Here is a 23,253-nt window from a genome sequence, read left to right on the forward strand (position 1 = left end):
TTTAATAAATTTAATCTTAATTTTTAACAAATATTTTAGCAAAACCACATTTTAACAAACTATAATAACCATTGAATTGGCAATAGGGAAAACACCCGCACCCACAAGCGATTTGCCATCGATAAACGTGGTTCATTACTTTTGGTAATCACCGTATCAGGCTGACCTGTTTGGCTAGTTATCACGCCGTCTTTGTCTAAGGTCTGCCAAACCAACTGATTATCCACCGCAAAACCTAAACGATACGCCACATTCAGCAGTTCATCGTCAAAAACCGCATGAATGCCTTTTGCCAACTCATCATCATAAATCAGGACGCCAAGCTCCGTATTAATGTTGGCAGAGCGTGGGTCAACATTATACGAACCAATAAATACCAATCGCTCATCCACCGCAAAGGCTTTGGTATGTAGGCTCGTGCTGATTTCATTACGGCGTAAACTCGGTTTTTTGATACGTAAATCGGCATCGGCACTGGACTTTAGTTCGTACAATCGCACGCCTGCACGGAGCATCGGCAACCTTACTCCACTATAACCTGCGTGTACGGTCGGCACGTCCGTTGAATCAAAGGAATTGGTTAGCACGGTAACTTTAACACCATTTTTGACAAGCTGATTTAGCTCGGCAACGCCTTTATTAGTCGGGACAAAATACGATGAAATAATGGTCAATTTTTCACTCGGCGTGCCTATCGCCTTGCGTAATTGGGCGACAAGACGACTAGATTTATCATCTTTTTTTGCCAATTTTGTCACCTCATCAGCAAAAAAATCAATCTTTTTCCAACGCAATGGTAACGTGCCTTTGGTTAATAATTTATCAATACCAACAGGCTGTTTTATAGTACGTTCTGCCAATTGATTATAAGAATTATTTTGTGAGTTTAAGTTGGGTAATTGATAAAATTGGGCAAACGTTAGCCACGATTTTGCAAGTTTTGGTTGATAAATTTTATCCAAACTTGCCAAAAATCGCTGTTCTGCCGTTTGGTCTTGTGGTATTTGATTGGTTTTATTAATCATATCATAAGGAAAAACTAATGTTTCAATATCATAGGACGCATCGGACTGCCAATAACTGTCAAAATTGTCGCTAATCCGTTCAACCACCTGACCTGCCAGCAACACATCAAGGTCAGAAAATTCATTACTCGTATCACTGCGTAAATATTCGTTGCCAATATTTCGCCCACCAATTATAGACAATTGTTGGTCAAAAGTCATGCTTTTATTGTGCATTCGCCGATGATAACGTGGCACACCTAACACAAAATTAATCGGACGCATAGAACGGATAATTTTTGGATTTATCAAACGCACCGAAACATTTGGATGAGCCGAAAAAGCCAATAATTGTTGGTCAAGTTGGCTATCGGTATTTAAATCATCGAGCAACAAACGCACCTTTACCCCACGTTTTGCCACATCATATAGCTCTTTCATCATCAACTGCCCTACTTCATCATTATTCCAAATATAATATTGAATATCAATGCTATGCTGAGCGTAACTTGTAAGCAGACTGCGAGATGCCAACGCATCACGACTGGTAATAATCGGATAATAGCCCGAAAGTTGTGGATTATTCGGATGGGTATTGCTAATTTTTTTTACCAAAGATTGGCTATTGAACGGTAATTTTGTGGGACTATTTGCCAAATTTTGTTCTTTTTTAACCAAAGGTGAAGCGGTTAAATGGGGCTGTCTTGGCAAGGTTTGACAACCCGTTAATACGACCAATAACCCACCAATCAATATTAACATTGGTATCGACAAGAACAAGCCACGCTTTATCAAAGACTGCACAAAACACCAAAAAATCGGCGGAATAATTGGGCGAAACGTGGCAGTTTTATTCACAGTTAATCATCTCAATTGGTAGGCTAAAAAAGGAGCAAAAGGGGTTAAAATTTTTAAAAAATGGCTAAGTTTAGCAATTTCACACATAATTCGCTACCATGTTAAGAATATTAGATTGTAATTTTTTGTTAATTATGGATTTAGCTGAATTTTTACAAAAATTTAAGTTTACAGTTATTCACTTTTTATCAGTTTTACGGTAAAATGGGCAAATTTACATGTACCGTTTTTGATTTTTTAGTCACCAACCACCATTTTATATAGGGCATTTTTATGACGCATTCCCGTTCTGATTTTGAGCAAGCACCGATTAATTGGATACCTGCGATTGTGCTGATTAGTACGCCGATTGTGGCTTTGTTTTTAGTGCCGTATTATCTGCTGACCCATAGCGTAAGTTGGCAGGTTTGGGCGGTGTTTGCGTTTTGTATGGCGTGGTCGGGCTTGAGTATTACCACAGGCTATCATCGTTTGTGGGCTCACCGTACTTATCAAACTCATTCGCTGGTTAAATGGTTTTGGTTGATTGGTGGGACGTTTGCAATGCAAAGTTCGGTGTTTGATTGGTGTTCAGGACATCGTGTTCATCATCGTCATGTGGACGATACCGAGCAAGACCCCTACTCTGCGAAGCGTGGTTTTTGGTTTTCGCATTTGGGATGGATGCTTCGCAATTATCCCAGTGGGCAGTACGATTACAAAAATATTCCTGACTTGACCGCCGATAAAGTGTTACAAATTCAGCATCAATATTATGGATTTTGGACGGTGCTTGCCAATCTTGGTATTCCGCTGTTACTGGGTTGGTTAGTTGGTGATGTGGTTGGTACGTTGATTTTAGCGGGTTTGTTACGCTTGGTATTAAGCCATCATTTTACCTTTTTTATCAATTCGTTATGCCATATGTTTGGTAAACGACCCTACACGGATAGCAATACCGCAAGGGACAATCCGGTTTTGGCAATTTTTACTTGGGGAGAAGGTTATCATAATTATCACCATTATTTTCAATACGATTATCGCAATGGCGTGAAATGGTGGCAATACGACCCGACCAAATGGATTATTTATGGGCTGTCAAAAGTGGGCTTAGCGTGGGATTTAAAACGCGTGCCTGACGTTACCATTCAACACGCCCAAGCCGAAATGAAGTTTAAACAAGCCCAACATCAAATTGATAATTTTAAAGGTAATTTAACCAATGAATTTCAATTATTTAAAGAAAAAATCCAACAAGAACAACAGGCATTTAAACAAACCTTAGTAGAATGGCAAGCGTTAAAAACCCAAGCCATTGAGCTGAAAAAAACCGAGTTTGCCCAACGTTTGCACGAAGTAGATGAAAAACTAAAAGACCAATTTTTGCAAATTGAACAAAAACTTAAATGGCATAGCGAACAAGTAGAGCAAGCGTTAAGTCATTGGAAAATGGGAAAAATTGGGGGTGTTTAACCTTTAGGGCTGAATTCTGCCAAAATTTTTCAAAAAACTAAAGCCGTTATTGTATAAATAACGGCTTTTTGTCAGTAAAATTTTGCAATATTTACAAAAAATTTGTCAACTTATTTGGCTTTAAACATCGGCAATTTACTATTTTCTAAGGTTGCCACCACGTGAGGGATTTTTTCTACAGCGGTATCAACTGCCATTTTTAGCAAATTTTGACTGGCTTGAGCAAAGCCTAATTTTTCCGCAAGGGTTGGTTTTTTGCGCGTATGTAACGCATAAACTTGATGTTTTTTTAACAAATCTAATAAATAACTATCGGAAGTTTGCAGTTGATCCACCAGTTTTAGCCCAATCGCATCTTCACCGTACCACGTTTCGCCTGTAGCAACTTTGGCAAGTTCAAGCTGAGGACGGTATTTATTGACAAAATCTTGAAATAGTCGATGGGTTTGTTCCAATTCTTCTTGGAATTTTTGTTTGTCTTCTTCGTCATTTTTGCCAAAAACCGTTACCGTGCGTTTGTATTTGCCTGCAGTAAAGACGTTCACATCCACGTCATGTTTTTGTAAAAAGTCATAAAAATTAGGCACTTGTGCCACGACACCAATTGAGCCAACCACCGCAAATGGGGCAGAAATAATTTTATCCGCCACGCAAGCCATCATGTAGCCACCACTAGCAGCGACTTTGTCCACACACACAGTCAAGCGTAGGCCTGCATCTTTAACACGAGCCAGTTGTGCTGCCGCCAAGCCATAACTATGTACCATGCCACCTGCTGACTCTAAGCGAACCACGACTTCATCGCCTTGGTTGGCAGTGGATAAAATCACGCTGATTTCTTCACGCAGTTGTTGTACATCACTCGCTTTAATATCACCATGAAAATCAAGGACATATACATTGCTAGGTTTGTCTTTAGTTTTGGCAAGCTTGGCGGTTTCTTTTAAGGTTTGTTTAATAAATTGTTTAATTGCTTTTTTGCTTGCAGTTTCTAGCATCAGCTGTTGTTTACGCTGATTTTGTACTTTGTTTAAGTGAGTAATTTTAAGTTCGGTTGGTTGTTTTTGCGATTGAAATAGCATGGTTTTTCCTATTTTTGCCAATTTTTAAAAAAAACTTTTAAATGATTGCTTGATAATATAGGCAATTTTTTTTATTTCAATTAGGCTTAACGGTTTTTTATTTTTTTGTTAGAATAGTAGTTCAATTCATAAAGGAATATTTATCCATGAGCGACAATCAGGAAAAAATCACGGCTACCGACAGCATTCAATTGACGGCAAAAGATTTACAAGCATTACAAGAAAAAGGTATCGATATCCACGATATCAAATCTTTGGCGAATGAAGTTAATGAGCAATTAAGTGACAATGCCAACGAAGCAGATGACCAACAAACAGATAACCGCGTTGATGTTAGCAATGTTTCGGTTAAGCCTGTGGCTAAAAGTCCTAACTTTGCTCATCATAGCACCAACAAAGATGAGCTACATGATAAAATCAGTCAAAATATCACAGAACTAAAAGCCCTAAAACAAGAACAAGAACGCCAACACGAAGCCTTTAAGCAGTATTTGGCAGAAAAACAGACCAAAAAGTTGATTAATTATAAAGACGTGCGAGTCAATATTGAAGCCAACGCTATTCCGACTAAGATGTTTTATGTGATGAACGGTCTTGCAGCGGTTACAGCAGGGTATGGTATGCTGTTAAACTCACCTGCAGTTGTGATTGGGGCAATGCTGATTGCCATGATGCTAGGTCCGATTACAGGCATCGCCTTGGCACTTATTGATTATCGGCTAGCATTGTTAAAAAAATCACTGTTCACTCTTTTAACTGGCATTTTGCTAATTTATGTGATAGGGCTGATTTTAGGATTTTTACACCCTGAGCAATCCATGACCAGTGAAATTTTGGCACGTACCCGCCCAAATACCATGGACATTGCCATTGCCTTAGCTGGTGGGGTAGCTGGGGCGTATGGTATGGTCTCTCCGCATTTATCGGTAGCGGTAGTCGGTGTTGCACTTGCCACAACACTTGTTCCACCGATTGTTGCCAGTGGGATTTTGCTTGCTAATGGTGAGTTGATACTTGCGATGAACGCCATGATTTTGACGATTACCAATATTTTGGCAATCCAAGTAACCAACGCTTTAGTCTTATGGTTTATGGGGTTTAGACGACTTGATAACAGTGACGAAGACACGCCAAGCGGTAAATTGTCATCGGCGTTATTATTTTTAAAACGCAATATCATCACGCTCGTTTTATTAGCGGTGGTCAGTGTGTATTTGACCATAAATTTTAGCCGAAGTCTTGAGCAACAGCGTTTTGAAAAAACGGTTAAACAAATTATCAGCGATAACATCAGCGATAAACCCTTATACCTTGTTAGCACCAATTTTAGCGTTGGCAAAGATGAGCGCAATTATCTCATTCGTGCCGTTATCCAAGGTCAAACGATACTCACTAAAGACGATGTTAAAACAATGGAAGATGCCATCATTGCATCCGATATGCCAACAGAACTGGCTAAGAAGAAGCCAATAAAATTGCAAATACGCTTTGTACCAGAACAAGTAATTGAAAGCACTCCTGTATCCCGAGAAGATGTAAAACTTGACAAAACCGAAGTCAATCAAATTAAAAATCAATCAGATTGAGTGATGCATAGATAATCAATGAATTTTCACGGCAAAAAACTTGCACAAACCGCCCAAACAAGGCATAATATTCGTTTATTTTTTATTGACTTTTTGGATTAACATTCATGATGCGTACACATTATTGCGGTAGTATTACCGAAGAACTTGTAGGACAAACCGTTACCACTGTGGGTTGGGTGCATCGTCGCCGTGACCACAGCCATGTTATCTTTTTTGATCTGCGAGACCGTGACGGCTTACTTCAAGTAATTGTTGAAAAAGAAGACGACCCTGCTCTATACGAAGCGTCAGGCAAAATGCGTAACGAATACATCTTGCAAATCACAGGCAAAGTGCGTATGCGTGATGAAAGTGCGTTTAACCTTGAACACAAAAGCGGTAAAATTGAACTCGTTGCCGAAAGAATTGATGTGGTTGCCGAGTCTGAAACGCCACCATTCCCATTGAACGATGATTTTATTACCGTTTCTGAAGATATTCGTTTGAAATATCGTTTTCTAGACATTCGCCGTCCTGAAATGCTTGACCATTTGCGTTTTCGCTCAAAAGTTACCACATTAATTCGTAACTATCTTGACGACAACGGCTTTTTGGACGTGGAAACACCAATTTTAACCCGTGCCACCCCTGAAGGTGCAAGGGATTATCTCGTCCCTAGCCGTGTGTCAAATGGTGAATTTTATGCCCTACCACAATCGCCACAGTTATTTAAACAATTATTAATGGTTGGCGGTATTGACCGTTATTACCAAATTGCCAAATGTTTTCGTGATGAAGACTTGCGTGCTGACCGTCAGCCTGAATTTACCCAAATTGATATTGAAACATCTTTCCTCGATGACAACGACATCATGGACTTAATGGAAGGCATGACGGTTAAATTGTTTGATGAACTTTTAGGCGTAAAATTCGACAAATTCCAGCGTATGCCGTACGCTGAAGCCATGCGTGATTATGCATCTGATAAGCCAGATTTGCGTATTCCATTAAAACTGATTGACGTTGCCGACATCATGCAAAACGTGGCATTTAAAGTATTTGCTACCCCTGCACAAGACCCCAAAGGTCGTGTGGTTGCTTTGCGTGTGCCAAATGGTGCAGAACTAACCCGTAAACAAATTGATGATTATACCAAATTTGTTGGTATTTATGGGGCAAAGGGTTTGGCGTATATTAAAGTTAATGATGCTAACAACATCAACAACGGTGTGGATAAAGAAAGCGGTTTACAATCACCCATTATCAAAAATATGACCGATGATGTGTTGGTAGAACTGATGAAACGTACCGAAGCCCAAACTGGCGACATTATTTTCTTTGGTGCAGACAAAGCTAAGGTCGTGAATGATGCCATGGGGGCGTTGCGTGTAAAGGTTGGTTTAGATTTGAACTTGACCACTTGCGAATGGGCTCCACTATGGGTGGTTGATTTCCCGATGTTTGAAGAAACCGATGATGGTAAGTGGACCTCGGTGCATCACCCATTCACCCGTCCAAAAGGCACGGTGGAAGAGATGAAAAATAACCCTGAAACTGCCCTTTCTATCGCTTATGACATGGTACTAAATGGCACAGAAATCGGTGGCGGTTCATTGCGTATCAATACCTTAGATATGCAAAAAGCGGTGTTTGAAGCGTTGGGCATTAGTGAAGCAGAAGCAGAAGAAAAATTCTCATTCCTGTTAAATGCCTTAAAATACGGTGCTCCACCGCACGGCGGTTTGGCATTCGGTCTTGACCGCTTGGTTATGCTAATGACAGGGGCAAGCTCAATCCGTGATGTGATTGCCTTCCCGAAAACTAAAACCGCAGAATGTCCATTGACCGATGCCCCTGCTGAAGTCGATAGCAAGCAGTTGCGTGAACTTGGCATTCGCATCCGTGAAAAAGAGAAACAAGCGGACTAATTCAGTTAGCTTAATGATGTATTCACTCATTTTTTCACTATTAAAAATCGTGCCATTGTGGGCTTTGTCCGCTTTGGCACGCTTCTTATCTGTGTTGCTGACAATTTTTAAAAACTCCAGTCTGTATCGCAGTATTAATATCAATTTAATGCTGATTAATCCCACCCAAACCGATAGCGAACGCAAAAAACTGGTTAAAAAATCCCTGTATAATCAATTAAATAACACGCTGATTAGTGCTAAAGCATGGGTGATGCCAACCGATTGGGCAATGGCCCAAATCAGTCAAGTTCACAATCAAGAAATTTTAGAAAATGCCCTAAAAAATCCAAATGGTATGCTTGCCATTGTCCCCCATATTGGCACTTGGGAGATGATGAATGCGTGGCTAAATGGTTTTGGCTCACCCACCATCATGTATAAACCCTTAAAAAATAATGAGATAGATAACATTGTCCGTCAAGGGCGAGAACGTTTAAATGCCACCCTTGTCCCGACGGACGCTACAGGTGTGAAAGCGATTTTTAGAACCCTAAAAGACGGTGGATTTAGTATTATTCTGCCTGACCATGTGCCTGATAAAAATGGCGGTGTGGTCGTGCCCTTTTTCGGCGTGCCAACTTTAACAGGAACGCTGACCGCCAAACTTGCCAGTAAAACGCATTGCGCTCTTGTGGGGTTAGCTTGTGTGCAAAAAAATGACGGATTTCATATTTTTTGTTATGATTTAACTGATGAAAATTTATATAATAAAGATCTTAAGATTGCCACCACCACCCTAAATTCAGCAATGGCGATGATGATTTATAATCATTTTGACGAATATATGTGGGGTTATCGTAGGTTCAAACATACGCCAATTAGCGATAATTTGTATCTATTTGATTTTGATACGATTTTACAAAAACGCTTGGCAATGAAAACAACGGCGACAAAGGATAATTTAGGAAATCATAATGACTAAAATGACTGACAAAAACTATATTATTTGCATGAAATGGGGCACAAAATATCCTGCCGAATACGTCAATCGCCTATATAATATGGTGAAACGCAATCTCACCTTGCCTTTTGAGATGGTGTGTCTGACCGATGACAGCAAAGGCATTGATGACAATGTGAAATGTTATCCCATTCCAGCGTTAAACCTACCGCCCAATTTACCAGAACGGGGCTGGAAAAAACTTACCACCTTTAAGCCAGAATTATACGATTTAAAAGGTACGGCGTTGTTTTTAGACATTGATATTGTGATTGTGGATAATATTAATTGCTTTTTTACCCATAAAGCAGAACACGATGACAGTGTGATGATTATCCGTGACTGGAAAAAACCGTGGCGTATGGTGGGTAATTCTTCCGTGTATCGCTTTAAGGTCGGTTATAATACCTATCCGAATTTATTAAGCTATTTTGAGCAAAATTTTGAAAAAGTGCGAAGCGAAGTGCGTCATGAACAGGCGTTTTTGTCCAATTATTTGCGAGAACATCATCATTTGGAATATTGGGACGCAAGTTGGTGTGTGAGTTTTAAATATCAATGTGTACAACCTTTTCCATTAAGTTTTGGTAAAGCACCGATATTGCCAAAAAATGCCAAAATCGTGATTTTTCACGGTGAAGTGAACCCGCCTGATGCCATCATCGGGAAAAGCGGTAAGTGGTATAGAAAAGTACTGCCAACACCGTGGATTAATAAGTATTGGAAATAACCAGATATTAAAATTTGAAATAAAGATATGACTAAAAAACTCAAAATTTTACATTTTGTTACAGGCGGTTTTTCAGGGGCAACTTATGTCGTTGTGGATATTATTATTGGACAAAAGTTTGATAATAATATTGAAAGTTTATTAGTTTTACGCCAAAAAAAGAATACTAACGCTGAAAAATTGGCATTACTAACATCACAAGATATTGATTTTGAAGTCATTACGGGCAATTCCCATTGGGCGAGTATTCGTCAATTACGCACCATTATTGGCAAATTTCAACCCGATATTTTGCTTGCACACGGTTTTCCTGAACATTTGATTGGTCGTTGGGCAGGTAAGGGTCGAGTGCCTGTGTTGTTGGAAGTGGAACACGGCTCGCACGAACGCTATAATTGGTGGAAATCGTGGCAAACTCGCCATTTAAGCCAATTTACTAATACCGCCATTGGCGTATCGCAGGGCGTGGCGGAAGTTTTAAGCCAACAACAGTTGCATTGTCGGATTGTGGCGATTGCCAATGGTGTGCATACCGACAAATTTTTTAATCAAACGCCGATTGCCGAGCGAAAAAAAGACATTATTATGGTCGCTCGTTTTTCCAAAGGCAAAAATCATCAAATTGTGATTGAGGCGGTCGCCAGATTAAAACGACAAAACATCCAAACAAATGTGAGTTTTTTGGGTTCTGGCAGTCGCAGGCATTTAAACAGAGCCAAACAGTTGGCACAAAAATTGGGTGTTGCCGAACACGTTTATTTTTTGGGACATCAAAGCAATGTTGCCGAGCTGTTGGCGGAACATAAAATTTTTGTGTTAGCCAGTTTGTACGAAGGGCTGAGTTTATCAGTAATTGAAGCAATGTCAGCAGGCTGTGTGGTGCTTGGCAGTGATGTGGTCGGTATTCATGAATTGATTGACACAGAAAAAGATGGCTTTTTGTTCGCCAATGACAACAGTGAACAACTTGCCGAACAACTTGCCAAAATTTTACAAAACCCACAGCAATATCAACCAATTGTAGAACTCGCACAGCAAAAAGCTAAACAACACTATGATGTCTCAGTAATGGCAAAAAATTATCAACAGTTGTTTTATCAATTGATTGAAAATTCGGATTAAAATGGTTAAATATGAATATAAAAAAATATTTTTATCAGGAAATTTGGAATATTGGTATTATTCGCCACGATAAACCAACAAAAGTTGATGAATTAACCAATATCTGTCAAGATAAAAAAGTGTATTGGTTACAGGAAAAATACCATTTTCAAGCCGACCCTTTTTTGGTTGAACATAACAATCATTTATATGTTTTTTACGAAGCACTTAATCATACTTGGGTTAAAGGGCATTTACGTTGCCGAGTATTAGATTTACAAATGAATGAATTAGACGATTTTGCGATTGATGATATCAATATGCTTGGCTGTCATTTATCCTTTCCGCAGATTTATTATATTGATAATGAATTTTATTTAATGCCAGAAAGCCACGAAAACCAAGCGATTTATTTATTTAAAGCGACTGATTTTCCAAAAAAATGGCAAAAAATAACACAAATTTCGGATCAACCGTGTATTGATAGTGTGTTGTATTTTGATAAAAATCAAGGGCGATATATTATTATTTCTAATAACCAAAAAACATTAACAAGGCATTTATTTGTTAGCCAAGATTTGACGGAGCATTGGCAAAAAATTAATTTAACCGATGATTTCATTCAAGCAGATAATACACATCAACGCTTGGGTGGTGGTGTGATTGAGATTGATAAAACACTGTTTTTGCCAATGCAAGAATTTGACCGTAAAGAATATGGTAAGTCTTTGTTTATTAAACACATTATTTTACCAAGCATGGAAAATGGACAAGCAATAACTGCTTGGCAAGAAACAACAGAATGTCAAATCAAATCGCAATCGGAATGCTACCCTGACGGCTTGCATACCTTAAATATCAGCGAACATTATGTAATAGTTGATGCGAAACGGTGGGGGTTTCAGCCACTGAATTTTTTTGTAAGAAAATATCGGCAAATTCGGCAGAAGTTTTATTTTTTAAGTAAAAATAAATAGAAGCTATCGTGAAAAGTCATTTTATCAACCATTATACTGATAATGAACCAAAACAAACAGGCATGGATGATGAACAAATTCTGTCCATTGATAAAAATGAATGGATAACCTATCATTGATATTTACTCAATAAATTAAGGCAAAATGATGACAACTATCCCAACCATTAGCATTTTAATTCCTGTTTATAATGTAGAGCAATATGTGGAAGAATGTTTGCAATCTATTCTACAACAGATTGATGAAAATGCAGAAGTGATTATTATGAATGATAAATCAACGGATAATAGTTGGGAAATTGTACAAAAATTTGCCAATCATTCGCAAATAACGTTGGTTGAAGCACCGCATAATCGTGGCTTGTCAGCAACTCGCAATGAAATGTTAAAATTGGCAAAGTTGAAATATATTTGGTTTATTGATTCTGATGATGTGATGCGTGCCGGGGCATATCAATTAGCGGTTAATCAGTTAAAACAAATGCCTGTTGATGTATTATTTTGTGATTATATGGCATGGCGTGGTGATATTAAAAAACAAAAATCAGGTTTTGTGGGTAAGCCCAATCAATATTATCAAAATAAAAATGCCAGTTTTTTTAAAAATTTGGTAAAAAGTAATAGTAATTATGCGTGGAATAAGATTTTTAAAAAATCGGTAATTGATAATATTCAATTTCAAGTTGGCAAAAAGTTTGAAGATATTTATTATATGGCAGATTTAGCGGAGTTTGTTCAAGATTTTTGTTATTGTCAAATACCATTAATTGATTATCGATTGCGTGAAGGTTCAATTACACAAGTATTTGATAGAAAATATATTGATGATTATCTAGAAGCATTTATTTATCGTGAACAAACTTGGGAAAAATTGGTTAAAGATTTTAAACAGGATGAATTTAGTTATTATTTGTGGTATAAATCATTTAATCGTTTTGTAGGACTTGTCAATGAGTTGTATAAAAATCAGCAAATAGATGAGTTAAATTATGTGAAAAAACATTATGCAAATATTTTTTTCCATTATAAACAACAATCTACACAACATTTAGGTTTTTTAAGAAAGTTAAGAATGTATTATCAACAAAGAAATTTAACCAAATATTTAAATCAGGGTAAATAATGTCTTCTTTATTATTAAGTAAAAAATGGTATTTGATTCTGTCAAATAAACCATTTAAGCCTTTTTATAATTTGTGTGTGCCCAGACCTGCCAGAAAAGAAATGAATTTTGTCTATTATGAAATACCAACGCAACAAAAAGTGGCGAATTATTGGGATAATGTCATTGATAAATACCAGCAAGGGCATATTCAGCCTAGTCAAATTTCACTTAAAAAACCTGATTTGGTTGGCAAAAAAATTATTTGGCAATATTGGGGACAAGGGTTTGATGATTTGCCTAAAGTGGTGCAATTAGGTTTTTTATCAGTGGATAAATTTAAGCAAGATTTTCAGGTAATTCGATTAACTGATGACAATATTAAAGAATATTTGCATTTTCCTGATTATGTTTTTGAAAAACGTAAAAACCCTGCATTTAGACCAGTATTTTTCTCAGACTTGTTACGTCTATCTTTAATAAAATACTATGGCGGTGTTTGGTTGGATGCAACTGTAGTATTAACAGAACCGCTAAATCAACGCTATTTTGACAATGATTTTTTTGTGTTTTCACGAGATTATCAATCGCCATATCAATATTTGGGAAAAAATAATGAACATTGTTATTTTAATTGGCAAGATGAATTTAATGTTACTATTTTAAGTAGCATTATGTTTGGAAAACCAAACAACCATTTAGTAGCCATTGTGTTAGATCTAATGTCATACTTTTGGCAAGCCGAGACGAGTATTCCGCATTATTTCTTTATGCAAATTCTTTTTAACAGACTAAAACAACGGCAAATTGTAACCTTCGATTTTCCAGTGATTGATGACGTATTACCTCATTTAATGCAAGAAGTGATGTTTCAAACATTTGATGAAAAAAAATTTTTTGATATTTTGGCAAAAATAGGTTTGCATAAATTAACATTACATCACAAAGCCAGAGAAAAAATAGGCTGTCGTTTAACTTATTATGGATTTTTAAAACAATTTGTAGAAAATAGTTTAACACTATAAGTGATATTTTTGGAATGTTCCGAACCAATTGTTTTTACCAAGATAATGTAATTGAATAAGTTGGGGATATAAGGCATTACACATTAAATAAACACCTTGTTCATCATCAATAATATTTTCATTCAATAGTTGTAGGTGGATTTCTGTAAGTTTTTGTAAGAATTCTCCCCATTTTTGTTGTGTAGCAACTGTAATGCCAGCAATAATATAAACTTTGTTGTTAAACATTGCATATTTAACTTTTTTCATACTTCGCACAAACGTGGGTGTGGAAAAATTCCTAAAAGCTTATGTGGGCGAATGGTAAATAAATGTACATAGTTGGGGTCAAAATTATATTGCCAATGTTGAATACCTTGCAAAGTTGTTTCGTCTCGGCAATAGCCAAAATCCACCCAAGCCACTTGTTCATGTTGCACCAAATTTTTTTGAATGGCTTGATTGACAAAATGGGTTTTTAAATTTGTGATGAGTGTATATAATGGAGAAGCATATTCAGGATTTTGTTGTATGTGTAATGGAATATTCGCAAGAAAATTAGGGTTTTGTTGGATTTTAACAATTTTATCTGTCCATGATTGAAAATCATCTAAATTGATAGTCACAATATTGGTTGGCTTGCCTTGACGTAATGTCAAAATATGCTCAGAAAACTCATCAGTAGTAAAGACTGTTATATCATTCTCAAGTTTTGCCAAATGACTAAAGTAACCAAAATATTTGTCATTACTACGTTGAAACTCCCCATTATTTGAAAGCCAATTACCACGTCCAATATCAAAAAACATGGTTACAATGCTAATATTTATTTGTTGTTTGTCATTCATCATCACGTCCCAATTTGCTGATAACTGATAAAAAAATCATGTTATTTTTTAAATTTTTGCTATAATAGCACATCTTTAAACACCTTGACAGAAAAAACCATGCCCAACAATCTATTTTCCAAACAAATACAAGCCCAACTAAAACAGTTAAAAACCGAGCTTGCCAAAGGTCGCTCCTCCGACGACCGCACCGATGAAAACGGCAAACCGACCGACAATGTCGCCCTACCGAGCAAACAACAAGTCGCCAAACAAGTCAAAAAATACGACAGCGAACACCTTGACGATGACAAACTACTTTTTATGCAAGCCATGTCAGGCGTTCGCCCTATCAAAGACAAAAACCTTGCCAATAAAGCCAAACCGAGCCAAAAACCTGATGCTACCACCCTTGCCAAACGAGCATCTGCACAAGGCAATGATGACAGCCCAAGCCACCAACTTTCCGATATGCAAGCCCTGCTAAACCCTGTTTCAGGCGATACTTATCTATCGTATAAAGTGCCAACCTTACAAAACAAAGTCTTTAACGAGCTAAAACAAGGCAAAATCCGTTGGCACGATGCGGTGGATTTACACGGTTCAAGCATTGAAGAAGCCCGTGAAGCAGTCAGCCAGCTCATTTCCCAAGCTCGCAAAAACAACGAAACTTCGGTAAAAATCATCCACGGCAAAGGCACAGACAGCATTTTAAAAACCTGCGTCAATGGTTGGTTACGCCAAATCCCTGAAGTACTAGCTTTCTGCTCTGCCCCTACGCCACAAGGCGGAAATGGGGCGGTATTGGTCTTATTAAAAAAATCGGAAACCGCCAAAAATGTCTAAAAAACATCAAACGTCTGACACAACTATCGGAATTATTTATGCAGGTGGCACATTTGGCAGTCATGGCAATCCGTTGCAAAGCCTTGATAATGCGACATTTTTGCCTGTACTCACCGATATTTTGAGCCAACATTTTGCCGATTATGAAAAAACCGTGAATTGGCAAATTTTGCCCAATTCGCTTGTCAAAGACAGCAGTCAGTTAACGCCGAGCGATTTTGCCCATTTTTATGAGTTAATTATTCAGGCGTATCAGACAGGTATTCGTCAATTTGTGTTGCTCACAGGCACGGATACCTTGAGTTATCTATCGGCTTTTTTGGCACACAGCCTTGCTGATAGCGACCTTTGTGTCATTATAACGGGGGCGATGCAACCGCTACTACAGCCCCTTTCGCCCGATTATCTGCTGAATTTTGACAGCGATGCCAGTGAAAATCTGTTCCAAAGTTGCCGATTGGCAGTGACAGGTGAAGCAGGGGTGCAAGCCTGTTTTACCTATGAACATTGGCACGCCCAAACCGTACAAAAAATCCACAGCCACGACATGATTGCGTTTACAGGACATCACAAAGTCGGCTATCCTGCAACGAGTTACCGCCAATTTACCGCCAAACAACGTGAAATTTGGTTAACACAGCAGTTAGAAAATATGGATAATACCTTGCAAAATTTAGCAAATGTCCAAGTGTTACCGATTTTTTTAACGCCGATGTCTGCTGATAATTTGGCAGATTTAATAAGAACCATGTTAAAAAATCAGCCGAACGCCTTGATGTTATTGGGATTTGGTGCAGGGAATTTACCGCACAACCAAGCAGTAGAGCAAGCCCTAACCGATGCCCACGCACAGGGGTGTTTGGTGGCGATTAGCACCCAATGCCCATTTGGTGGAGTGAGCGATAGTTATCAAGCTGGGGCATGGCTCAATGATTTTTTTGTATTAAACACAGGAAGGCTGACCATTCCTGCGATTTTTGCTCGCTTGTTGTGGCTGGTGGCAACAGTTGATAATGTCAAAGATAGACGTAAAATTTGGCAAAAAATGTTAAATTAACTTAAATAAATAGTCAATTATTTTTTACCACCTTTACCTTGCACCGCTTTAAAACGTGGGTTAGATTTGCAAATAACAAACACTCGCCCACGCCGACGTACAATTTGGCAATCTTCATGACGTTTTTTTGCTGATTTTAATGAACTTAGAACTTGCATAAATGCTCCTATTGATAATTGATTAAATAATCGTTATATTATAACATTACATTTACTTTTGCAAGTTTTTTCCATTGGCTTGATATATTTTCAGTTTATTCAAGCCCAATTTTATGCTACTATGTGCAACTAAAAATGACGTAAAAAAACCATTTCCACCGACAACTTTCCACCGACCACAAGGCAATTTTAGGGCAACTTTCGTGATACATATTTGGCTTCCCTCCCCCACTGCACCACTGCGGATTTGGCAAGAGACCAATCAAGATTGGCAAATTGCCGAAAATTGGCAAGAGCTTGCGACGGTAATCGGCTTGCAACACCCCAAAAATAAGCAAACTTGCCTATATTTCCCCAGTATGTTGCTCCTTCACAGTCAACCAAATTTGACCGTCAATCAACTAAAACAACTCGGTGAGACAGGTCGCCAATATTTATTTGAAGAGATAAGTATCGGCTCGGTGGAAGATTTGCAAATCAAAACCCTAAATGCCAACAATCTATACGCCCTGCATGCTTCTGACCGTGACCAATGGACGCATTCGGCAGCCTTGGCAGGGCTAGATATCGTGGCGATGTTGCCTGACTTTTGTTTGTTAAACGGGGATAAATTGGCTGACAATACGGATAACAATACCGCCATTTTTTATCAAGACAACGCCACCCAACTGTTACAAACCAATCAACGAGAAGGCTTTGCTGTACCCCATTTGCCGTTATTTTTACACAAATTATTACAACAAAATTCAGAGAAATGGCAAATTCTGTTAACAGGCAATATTGATGAAAAATTAACGCATGAGCTTGATTTATTAGAAAATATTAACTATAAACTTATTCATGATTTACCAAAGCCACTCAGCGAACCACAACGTCATGTGTTGAATTTTGCCATTGCCAAAAAAAATCAACGTGTTCCACCCTATGCTAAAGTGATTGGCTCGGTGGCGGTAGTGGCATTGTTGCTGACGTTTTTGTTGGACGGTTTACGCATTTATCATTATCAAAAAGCCACCGAACAGACAAAAACCTTATTAAAACAACAATATGAGCAATGGTTTCCCAATGAGCGTTTTAATCCACGCTTAAAAATTGATAAGCAAATCGCTGATAAACTGATCAATCAACAAGGCACTGACAACGGATTAATGACGGTATTAGCCAGTATTCAGCCAATTTTGCAACAAAATCAAATCACTGCCAAACAACTGAATTATCAAAACAATCAACTCCATTTACAGCTGATTGCCAAAGACAGCGACAGTCTCAACCGTGCCATGAGTGCATTAACCGCTCAAGGTGTTGTTGCAAAATTGGGCACGGTAACGCCAAATGCAACAGGGGCGATTGCATCAGTTGAGATTAGTTTTAGTTAAAAAATAATTAAAATTTATACGGTATTTTCAATGAAACAATTTAGCAATTCTTGGCAAAATTTACTAGAAGGCTATGAGCGTTTAGCCTTTCGGGATAAATTGGCATTGTGGGTTTTGGGTGGATTTTTGGGCTTGGTAGTTTTTGGTTACGGCGGTTACAGCTTGCACCAAAAAGCCAACGCTAGTAAAAAAGCCTATGATGCGGTGATGAGCGATGTATTTTGGTTACGCAGTCAAGCAGGTAATATCAACCCAAATCAAAGCCAACCGAGCAATCCCACCGAGAATTTACAACAAATTTTGGCACAATCAGGCGTTACAGGACAAGTGGCACAATCGGGGGAAAATATTCAACTCAATTTTAGCCATTCACAGGCAATTGTAATAAATAATGTGTTTAATCAAATCCAACAACAAGGTTTTTCCATTCAACAATTACAAATCAACCAAACCAGCCCTGATAAATTAGACGTGCAAAGCGTGTTATCCCGTTAATTTTTACTTTGCTAAACACAGAAAAAAGGACGAAAACTTCGTCCTTTTTATACCAATCGGTTACAGCTGCTAGGATTATTTCGCAATCCATTGCCGAATTTTTTCACGTTCTGCAGGACTTGCTTTTAACCATAATTGCATAAATTGGTCTAACGTATTATCGGCACTCACGCTTGGCATACTATTCAGAGTGGGAGTTGCCAAGGCAGGCACAACGGCAGTTGAGCTAACGGCAGTTTTGCTGTTATTTTCCAAAGCACTAATCGCTTGTTGGTTAGATTCTATCGCTTTTGAACCACCGAACATACCACCCAATGCCGAACCCAATCCTGCAAAAATACTTGAACCACCCGGTGCAGTACTCGTTTGACTAGCAATCGTTTTTGTGCCTTGTACCACCGCTAGGGTTGGTTTTTCGGCATAGTCTTTCGCATCTTCGTAACGTTCTGGTTGGTTTGCCATAATGAGCGTGTAACTTTGATTGTCCGCCAATTCCACAGAGATGCTCACATTGCTAGAACGCAGTACATCGTGTTTATCGTGATTCAGGTCATACAGACGGTTATATTTTGCAGTAATGACGTGTCTACCAGGTTGCAAGGTAAATTGACGTTCTGGCTTGGCAAATAGTCCATTTTTTACTTCTTGACCGTTAATCGCCGTAACCACCGTATAGTCGCCAACATTTAAGGTAACTTCCGCCAACACAGGCACGCTAACAGCGAGTAGGCTTGCAACAGCCAATTTTTTAACTAAAGACATTGTTTACTCCAATTAAATATTTAAAAATCCAAAAAGTTATCATTTTCGTCAAAGTCAAACTCTTTCACTTCGTGTAACAAGGTTTGTTCATCAATAATTTGGGTGGCTTCGCTAATTTTGGCTTTGGTAATATTGCGTAAATTAGAAAAAACTGGCTGTAAATAGGTTAACACGCTGAGCATCGCTCCTACTCTTTCAGGGCCTTTTGCCAACAAATGTTCAATAATGCGTGGGTCAAAATGCCAATTTCGCCGTTTTAACACCGCTTGCAAAATTAATTCTCTGTCCTGACGATTTGCCCCTGACGGTAGCTGTAACGTCGCTGATTTTGCCAAACGAGAAACCAAATCTTTTAGTTCAAATTCCAACTGATTAACAGGTTTGCGACTGGCAAAAATCAAAGTATGTCCGTACTCATTGCTCAAATTAATCAAATGAAAAATCGCTTCTTGCCAATGCGGATACCCCGCCACGCTATCAATATCATCAATGGCAATGACTTCCATGCTTTCAAGGGCGTTTAACACCATCGGGTCGGTGTTTAACAAATCTTTGAGCGATAGATACATCACCGACTTGCCACTGTCCCGAAACGACTCACAAATCGCTGATAATAAATGGGTTTTTCCTGTATCGGTATCGCCATACAAATAAATCTGTGACAACAGCCCAATATGCAACTGACGCACCATATCCATCATCGCCGTCCAACCCGGACCGACAAAATCGCTGATACTGGCATCTTGTTTGATATCTAAATCAAGGCTAAGTTGTTGCTCTGCCATTCACACACTCATGGGTTAAAAACAATAAATTGGCTTATTATAACGATTTTATAATGCTTTTTATAGCTCTTGGCTAAAAATTTCACAAACTTTTTGACAATTTTTCTAAAAAAATAATAATTTTTTTAAGCAAAGCAATAAAAAAAGCGACTTTTCATAAAGTCGCTTTTTAATATTACCTAAATACTTGTTTAAAAAATATTTGGCAAATTAGCCCAAATACGCATTATACATCCACACTAATTTTTCTTGGGCTTGGATATAACCTGTTAAGATATCCGCCGTGCCTTGGTCTTCCACGCCTTCTGCAAATTCAATCACTTCACGTTGTTTGGCGATTAACACACTCAAGCCTGTTAATAAGCCTTGGACACAGCCACGTCCGTCAAATACATTTTTGTCTTCTTTAATGCTAGAGACTTTGACAAACTCACTGTAGGCATGGGCTGGCGTACCACGAATGGTTAAAATACGCTCGGCAATCTCGTCAATTTGCAATTGTAATTCAGTATACAATTCTTCAAATTTAACGTGTAGGGTAAAAAAGTCTGAGCCTTTGACGTTCCAATGATAGCCACGCACGTTCATATAAAAAATATGGTAGTTTGCCAAAATCGCATTGAGTTGGTCAGCGACTTTGCTTAAATCGGTGTTTTCCAAGCCGATATCTGCTTTTTTAGCAGGGGTTTTTTTAGTGGTGGTTGCTTTTGACATGATATTCTCCTTGTATTTTATTAATGGGTTGGATTAATTATACAAAACCTGTTTTATTTTGTAAAATCAATCAAATTTAAAATATGATTTTATTTAACAGAATAATTTATTCTTTACTAGAGCTAGAGCTAGAGCTAGAGCTAGAGCTAGAGCTAGAGCTAGAGCTAGAGCTAGAGCTAGAGCTAGAGCTAGAGCTAGAGCTAGAGCTACTATAGCAAATTTTTGCCTATTTTAGCAGAAAAAAACTGTTGTTTTTTTGTTGTATTTTACGTCGTATAACCGTTATTTTAAATTTGGGTCAGGAAAATATTTATCAGTCGCTTTGTCTTTTAAATCAAAACCTTGGATACCAACGTGTTCTTGCAAATGATTTCGCAAAGTTCCAATCGGAAATTTTTGTTTTTCAAGGCGTTTTGGGATAATTTGACTGCCCTGTTGCCCTTCTACATTAAACATCATCACGATAAAATCAGCGGTTTCTTGCCAGTTTGAGATATTTTCCCATTTAATAATTGCCTGTTGCATTTGACCGCCACGCACGAGCGGTGAGTTGTAGCCTTTGGGCATTTTTGGCACATTTGTCATCGGCATGGTCATCACCAAACCATGTTGCTGAATGCCAATTTTCATGGTTTTCATTTCTTCAGGCATGGATTGACCCGAAATTTGTTTGTCAAATTCTTGTTTGACGTACCATTTTAGTCCATAAGTGCGAGCCAACAAGTAAATCACCACGCCGACCAACATCAGCCAAAAAATAATCGTGGAATAACCTTGCAAAAAAATAATCCCTGCCAACGCAATCGCACTGATAATGCCAACAATCACCCATGTTTTTGTACTAATTCTCGTCAATTGTTGATTATTGCTATCAAATAATTGGGTCTGAGCCTGACGAAATTCTGCATCCGTCAAGTTTAAGTCCACAGGTTGCAAAGTATAAGGATAAAGTGCCATAAAAAACCATTTTTATAATCAAAAACAAGCCTATTATATTACCTTGCTTTTACCAAAAAATAAACCAACACGCCAAATTTTTTCAAGGTTTTTTGTAAAATGGCAAAAAAATAGAAAAAATTTCGCCAAAAAGATGAAAGTTTGATAAAAAATTGCTATGATGACACTGTTTTTTAACCGCTATTTTTCTTAAAAGAGATTATCATGATTGACCAAAAACTACTAAGAACTGAACTTGACAGTGTTGCCGAAAGACTTGCCAAACGTGGCTTGGTATTGGATAAAGCATTTTGGCAAAATGTGGAAAATGAACGAAAAGCCATTCAGGTAAAAACTGAAGAGTTGCAAGCCCAAAAAAATGCTGGGGCAAAAAAAATTGGCGAAATGAAACGCAACGGCGAAAATACTGATGCGTTCATGCAAGAAATGCAAGCCATTAGCGAGCAGATGAAACAAGCGGAAGACGAGCTAAAAACGCTTCAAGACAAGATTTTGACGGCAAGCCTTGCGATACCAAACTTGCCAGATGATAGCGTACCAAAGGGGCTAGATGAAAATGATAATGTAGAAATCCGCAAATGGGGCGAGCCACGCAAATTTGATTTTGAGATTAAAGACCATGCAGATTTGGGTGAGAATCTGGGCTTGTTGGATTTTGAATTGGCAACGAAATTAACAGGTTCACGGTTTAGTGTGTTGAAAGGTCAGTTGGCAAAATTAAACCGTGCTTTGGTCAATTTTATGCTTAGCACGCACATTGATAAAGGCTACACCGAGATGTATGTGCCTTATATGGTGAATGCTGATAGCTTGCAAGGAACGGGTCAGTTACCAAAATTTGAAGAAGATTTGTTTAAATTGCGTGGCGATAAAGAATATTACCTTATCCCCACATCTGAAGTGCCTTTGACCAATACCGTGCGTGATGTGATTTTGGCTGATACAGATTTGCCGATAAAACTTACCGCTCATACGCCATGTTTTCGTAGCGAAGCAGGTTCTGCAGGGCGAGATACACGTGGCTTAATTCGTCAGCACCAGTTTGAAAAGGTAGAAATGGTGCAAATCGTGCATCCTGAAAAATCTATGGACGCACTAGAAGAGATGACTACACAAGCGGAATTTATTTTGCAAAGTTTGGGTTTACCGTACCGCACGATTGTTTTGTGTGGCGGTGATATGGGCTTTGGTGCGGTAAAAACTTATGACATTGAAGTGTGGCTACCAAGCCAAAATACTTACCGTGAGATTTCAAGCTGTTCAAACTGTGGCGACTTTCAAGCTCGGCGTATGCAGGCTCGTTTTAAAGCTAAAGACAGTAAAAAAACCGAATTGGTGCATACCTTAAACGGCTCGGGGCTTGCGGTGGGGCGTACTTTGCTTGCGATTATGGAAAATTATCAAAATGCGGATGGCACGATTACTATACCTGAAGTATTGCGTCCGTTTATGGGTTGTGATGTAATTGGTTAATATGTAAGTAATGAAA

The 23,253-nt window shown here is 38.3% G+C and carries 24 protein-coding genes; 15 read left to right on the forward strand and 9 right to left on the reverse strand.

Annotation, left to right across the window (positions count from 1 at the left end; all coding sequences use genetic code 11):
* Positions 1–59 precede the first annotated feature (59 nt).
* Positions 60–1,862: a phospholipase D family protein gene (locus A3G3_RS0112560; RefSeq protein ID WP_019520878.1), complete on the reverse strand. Its 1,803-nt coding sequence runs from the start codon at positions 1,860–1,862 to the stop codon at positions 60–62.
* A 273-nt stretch (positions 1,863–2,135) separates the two neighbouring features.
* Here A3G3_RS0112560 and A3G3_RS0112565 point away from each other — a divergent pair, with 273 nt between their 5' ends.
* On the forward strand, positions 2,136–3,314 hold the full coding sequence (locus A3G3_RS0112565) for a fatty acid desaturase (RefSeq protein ID WP_019520879.1): 1,179 nt from the start codon (positions 2,136–2,138) through the stop codon (positions 3,312–3,314).
* A 110-nt stretch (positions 3,315–3,424) separates the two neighbouring features.
* On the opposite strand, the gene sohB is transcribed toward A3G3_RS0112565, so the two are convergent.
* A complete protein-coding gene (sohB, locus tag A3G3_RS0112570; protein WP_019520880.1) occupies positions 3,425–4,396 on the reverse strand; it encodes a protease SohB in 972 nt (323 codons plus the stop codon).
* 146 nt (positions 4,397–4,542) lie between these two features.
* Here sohB and A3G3_RS13825 point away from each other — a divergent pair, with 146 nt between their 5' ends.
* The 8 genes from A3G3_RS13825 to A3G3_RS13830 all read left to right on the forward strand — a co-directional run bounded on the left by A3G3_RS13825 (position 4,543) and on the right by A3G3_RS13830 (position 13,808).
* Positions 4,543–5,982, forward strand: coding sequence for a DUF389 domain-containing protein (locus A3G3_RS13825; protein WP_019520881.1), 1,440 nt, complete (start codon positions 4,543–4,545; stop codon positions 5,980–5,982).
* Between the two features lie 107 nt (positions 5,983–6,089).
* Positions 6,090–7,892, forward strand: a complete 1,803-nt coding sequence (aspS, locus tag A3G3_RS0112585) for an aspartate--tRNA ligase (protein ID WP_019520882.1) — start codon at positions 6,090–6,092, stop codon at positions 7,890–7,892.
* Between the two features lie 28 nt (positions 7,893–7,920).
* Entirely contained in the window at positions 7,921–8,856 is a 936-nt protein-coding gene (locus tag A3G3_RS0112590) for a lysophospholipid acyltransferase family protein (RefSeq protein ID WP_026213051.1), read from the forward strand.
* A gap of 1 nt (position 8,857) precedes the next feature.
* Positions 8,858–9,604 carry a hypothetical protein gene (locus A3G3_RS0112595; protein WP_026213052.1) on the forward strand — a complete coding sequence of 249 codons (747 nt, stop codon included), beginning with the start codon at positions 8,858–8,860 and terminating at the stop codon, positions 9,602–9,604.
* A 27-nt stretch (positions 9,605–9,631) separates the two neighbouring features.
* Complete coding sequence (locus A3G3_RS0112600) at positions 9,632–10,726, forward strand: glycosyltransferase family 4 protein (RefSeq protein ID WP_019520885.1); 1,095 nt, start codon at positions 9,632–9,634, stop codon at positions 10,724–10,726.
* 11 nt (positions 10,727–10,737) lie between these two features.
* Entirely contained in the window at positions 10,738–11,682 is a 945-nt protein-coding gene (locus A3G3_RS0112605) for a glucosamine inositolphosphorylceramide transferase family protein (RefSeq protein ID WP_019520886.1), read from the forward strand.
* Between the two features lie 147 nt (positions 11,683–11,829).
* On the forward strand, positions 11,830–12,804 hold the full coding sequence (locus tag A3G3_RS0112615) for a glycosyltransferase family 2 protein (protein ID WP_019520888.1): 975 nt from the start codon (positions 11,830–11,832) through the stop codon (positions 12,802–12,804).
* 101 nt (positions 12,805–12,905) lie between these two features.
* Positions 12,906–13,808: a capsular polysaccharide synthesis protein gene (locus A3G3_RS13830; RefSeq protein ID WP_169333212.1), complete on the forward strand. Its 903-nt coding sequence runs from the start codon at positions 12,906–12,908 to the stop codon at positions 13,806–13,808.
* On the opposite strand, the gene A3G3_RS14885 is transcribed toward A3G3_RS13830, so the two are convergent.
* Both A3G3_RS14885 and A3G3_RS13835 read right to left on the reverse strand, forming a co-directional pair.
* Positions 13,803–14,057 (reverse strand): WlaTC/HtrL family glycosyltransferase, encoded by a 255-nt coding sequence (locus A3G3_RS14885; RefSeq protein ID WP_051076949.1) that lies wholly within the window; start codon positions 14,055–14,057, stop codon positions 13,803–13,805. The genes A3G3_RS13830 and A3G3_RS14885 overlap by 6 nt on opposite strands.
* Complete coding sequence (locus tag A3G3_RS13835; RefSeq protein ID WP_051076950.1) at positions 14,054–14,635, reverse strand: WlaTC/HtrL family glycosyltransferase; 582 nt, start codon at positions 14,633–14,635, stop codon at positions 14,054–14,056. Before A3G3_RS13835 ends, A3G3_RS14885 begins: the two co-directional genes overlap by 4 nt.
* A 99-nt stretch (positions 14,636–14,734) precedes the next feature.
* Here A3G3_RS13835 and A3G3_RS0112635 point away from each other — a divergent pair, with 99 nt between their 5' ends.
* On the forward strand, positions 14,735–15,460 hold the full coding sequence (locus tag A3G3_RS0112635) for a Smr/MutS family protein (RefSeq protein WP_019520890.1): 726 nt from the start codon (positions 14,735–14,737) through the stop codon (positions 15,458–15,460).
* Positions 15,453–16,517, forward strand: coding sequence for an asparaginase domain-containing protein (locus A3G3_RS0112640; protein WP_019520891.1), 1,065 nt, complete (start codon positions 15,453–15,455; stop codon positions 16,515–16,517). Before A3G3_RS0112635 ends, A3G3_RS0112640 begins: the two co-directional genes overlap by 8 nt.
* Positions 16,518–16,534: 17 nt before the next feature.
* Here A3G3_RS0112640 and ykgO read toward each other — a convergent pair whose 3' ends face one another.
* Positions 16,535–16,675, reverse strand: coding sequence for a type B 50S ribosomal protein L36 (gene ykgO, locus A3G3_RS0112645; protein WP_019520892.1), 141 nt, complete (start codon positions 16,673–16,675; stop codon positions 16,535–16,537).
* A 203-nt stretch (positions 16,676–16,878) separates the two neighbouring features.
* On the opposite strand from ykgO, the gene A3G3_RS0112650 reads away from it, so the two are divergent.
* Both A3G3_RS0112650 and gspM read left to right on the forward strand, forming a co-directional pair.
* A complete protein-coding gene (locus A3G3_RS0112650) occupies positions 16,879–18,051 on the forward strand; it encodes a GspL/Epsl periplasmic domain-containing protein (RefSeq protein WP_156802176.1) in 1,173 nt (390 codons plus the stop codon).
* A gap of 30 nt (positions 18,052–18,081) precedes the next feature.
* Positions 18,082–18,546, forward strand: coding sequence for a type II secretion system protein GspM (gene gspM / locus A3G3_RS0112655; RefSeq protein WP_019520894.1), 465 nt, complete (start codon positions 18,082–18,084; stop codon positions 18,544–18,546).
* A 75-nt stretch (positions 18,547–18,621) separates the two neighbouring features.
* Here the strand turns inward: gspM and A3G3_RS0112660 are convergent, their stop codons facing one another.
* From A3G3_RS0112660 to A3G3_RS0112670, 3 genes are all read right to left on the reverse strand, one after another.
* Positions 18,622–19,308, reverse strand: a complete 687-nt coding sequence (locus A3G3_RS0112660) for a DUF2057 family protein (RefSeq protein ID WP_019520895.1) — start codon at positions 19,306–19,308, stop codon at positions 18,622–18,624.
* Between the two features lie 20 nt (positions 19,309–19,328).
* Complete coding sequence (locus A3G3_RS0112665) at positions 19,329–20,093, reverse strand: DnaA ATPase domain-containing protein (protein ID WP_019520896.1); 765 nt, start codon at positions 20,091–20,093, stop codon at positions 19,329–19,331.
* 210 nt (positions 20,094–20,303) lie between these two features.
* Complete coding sequence (locus A3G3_RS0112670) at positions 20,304–20,807, reverse strand: Dps family protein (protein ID WP_019520897.1); 504 nt, start codon at positions 20,805–20,807, stop codon at positions 20,304–20,306.
* Between the two features lie 83 nt (positions 20,808–20,890).
* Between A3G3_RS0112670 and A3G3_RS14890 the strand changes: the two genes are divergently transcribed.
* Positions 20,891–21,022, forward strand: coding sequence for a hypothetical protein (locus tag A3G3_RS14890; RefSeq protein WP_019520898.1), 132 nt, complete (start codon positions 20,891–20,893; stop codon positions 21,020–21,022).
* Positions 21,023–21,089: 67 nt separating this feature from the next.
* Here the strand turns inward: A3G3_RS14890 and A3G3_RS0112680 are convergent, their stop codons facing one another.
* Entirely contained in the window at positions 21,090–21,764 is a 675-nt protein-coding gene (locus A3G3_RS0112680; RefSeq protein ID WP_019520899.1) for a YcxB family protein, read from the reverse strand.
* Positions 21,765–21,968: 204 nt separating this feature from the next.
* On the opposite strand from A3G3_RS0112680, the gene serS reads away from it, so the two are divergent.
* Positions 21,969–23,237: a serine--tRNA ligase gene (gene serS, locus A3G3_RS0112685; RefSeq protein WP_019520900.1), complete on the forward strand. Its 1,269-nt coding sequence runs from the start codon at positions 21,969–21,971 to the stop codon at positions 23,235–23,237.
* Positions 23,238–23,253: the final 16 nt, after the last annotated feature.

The organism is Moraxella boevrei DSM 14165 (assembly GCF_000379845.1).
Classification (GTDB): Bacteria; Pseudomonadota; Gammaproteobacteria; order Pseudomonadales; family Moraxellaceae; genus Faucicola; species Faucicola boevrei.

Excerpts from the sequence above, each read along its gene's own strand:
- A3G3_RS0112565 (WP_019520879.1), top strand. The coding sequence starts at position 2,136 with ATGACGCATTCCCGTTCTGATTTTGAGCAAGCACCGATTAATTGGATA.
- sohB (WP_019520880.1), bottom strand. The coding sequence starts at position 4,396 with ATGCTATTTCAATCGCAAAAACAACCAACCGAACTTAAAATTACTCAC.
- gspM (WP_019520894.1), top strand. The coding sequence starts at position 18,082 with ATGAAACAATTTAGCAATTCTTGGCAAAATTTACTAGAAGGCTATGAG.
- aspS (WP_019520882.1), top strand. The coding sequence starts at position 6,090 with ATGATGCGTACACATTATTGCGGTAGTATTACCGAAGAACTTGTAGGA.
- ykgO (WP_019520892.1), bottom strand. The coding sequence starts at position 16,675 with ATGCAAGTTCTAAGTTCATTAAAATCAGCAAAAAAACGTCATGAAGAT.
- A3G3_RS13830 (WP_169333212.1), top strand. The coding sequence starts at position 12,906 with ATGAATTTTGTCTATTATGAAATACCAACGCAACAAAAAGTGGCGAAT.
- A3G3_RS0112665 (WP_019520896.1), bottom strand. The coding sequence starts at position 20,093 with ATGGCAGAGCAACAACTTAGCCTTGATTTAGATATCAAACAAGATGCC.
- A3G3_RS14890 (WP_019520898.1), top strand. The coding sequence starts at position 20,891 with ATGATTTTATTTAACAGAATAATTTATTCTTTACTAGAGCTAGAGCTA.
- A3G3_RS0112600 (WP_019520885.1), top strand. The coding sequence starts at position 9,632 with ATGACTAAAAAACTCAAAATTTTACATTTTGTTACAGGCGGTTTTTCA.
- A3G3_RS0112680 (WP_019520899.1), bottom strand. The coding sequence starts at position 21,764 with ATGGCACTTTATCCTTATACTTTGCAACCTGTGGACTTAAACTTGACG.
- serS (WP_019520900.1), top strand. The coding sequence starts at position 21,969 with ATGATTGACCAAAAACTACTAAGAACTGAACTTGACAGTGTTGCCGAA.
- A3G3_RS0112640 (WP_019520891.1), top strand. The coding sequence starts at position 15,453 with ATGTCTAAAAAACATCAAACGTCTGACACAACTATCGGAATTATTTAT.
- A3G3_RS13835 (WP_051076950.1), bottom strand. The coding sequence starts at position 14,635 with ATGAATGACAAACAACAAATAAATATTAGCATTGTAACCATGTTTTTT.
- A3G3_RS0112595 (WP_026213052.1), top strand. The coding sequence starts at position 8,858 with ATGACTGACAAAAACTATATTATTTGCATGAAATGGGGCACAAAATAT.
- A3G3_RS0112670 (WP_019520897.1), bottom strand. The coding sequence starts at position 20,807 with ATGTCAAAAGCAACCACCACTAAAAAAACCCCTGCTAAAAAAGCAGAT.
- A3G3_RS0112615 (WP_019520888.1), top strand. The coding sequence starts at position 11,830 with ATGACAACTATCCCAACCATTAGCATTTTAATTCCTGTTTATAATGTA.
- A3G3_RS0112660 (WP_019520895.1), bottom strand. The coding sequence starts at position 19,308 with ATGTCTTTAGTTAAAAAATTGGCTGTTGCAAGCCTACTCGCTGTTAGC.
- A3G3_RS14885 (WP_051076949.1), bottom strand. The coding sequence starts at position 14,057 with ATGAAAAAAGTTAAATATGCAATGTTTAACAACAAAGTTTATATTATT.
- A3G3_RS13825 (WP_019520881.1), top strand. The coding sequence starts at position 4,543 with ATGAGCGACAATCAGGAAAAAATCACGGCTACCGACAGCATTCAATTG.
- A3G3_RS0112605 (WP_019520886.1), top strand. The coding sequence starts at position 10,738 with ATGAATATAAAAAAATATTTTTATCAGGAAATTTGGAATATTGGTATT.
- A3G3_RS0112635 (WP_019520890.1), top strand. The coding sequence starts at position 14,735 with ATGCCCAACAATCTATTTTCCAAACAAATACAAGCCCAACTAAAACAG.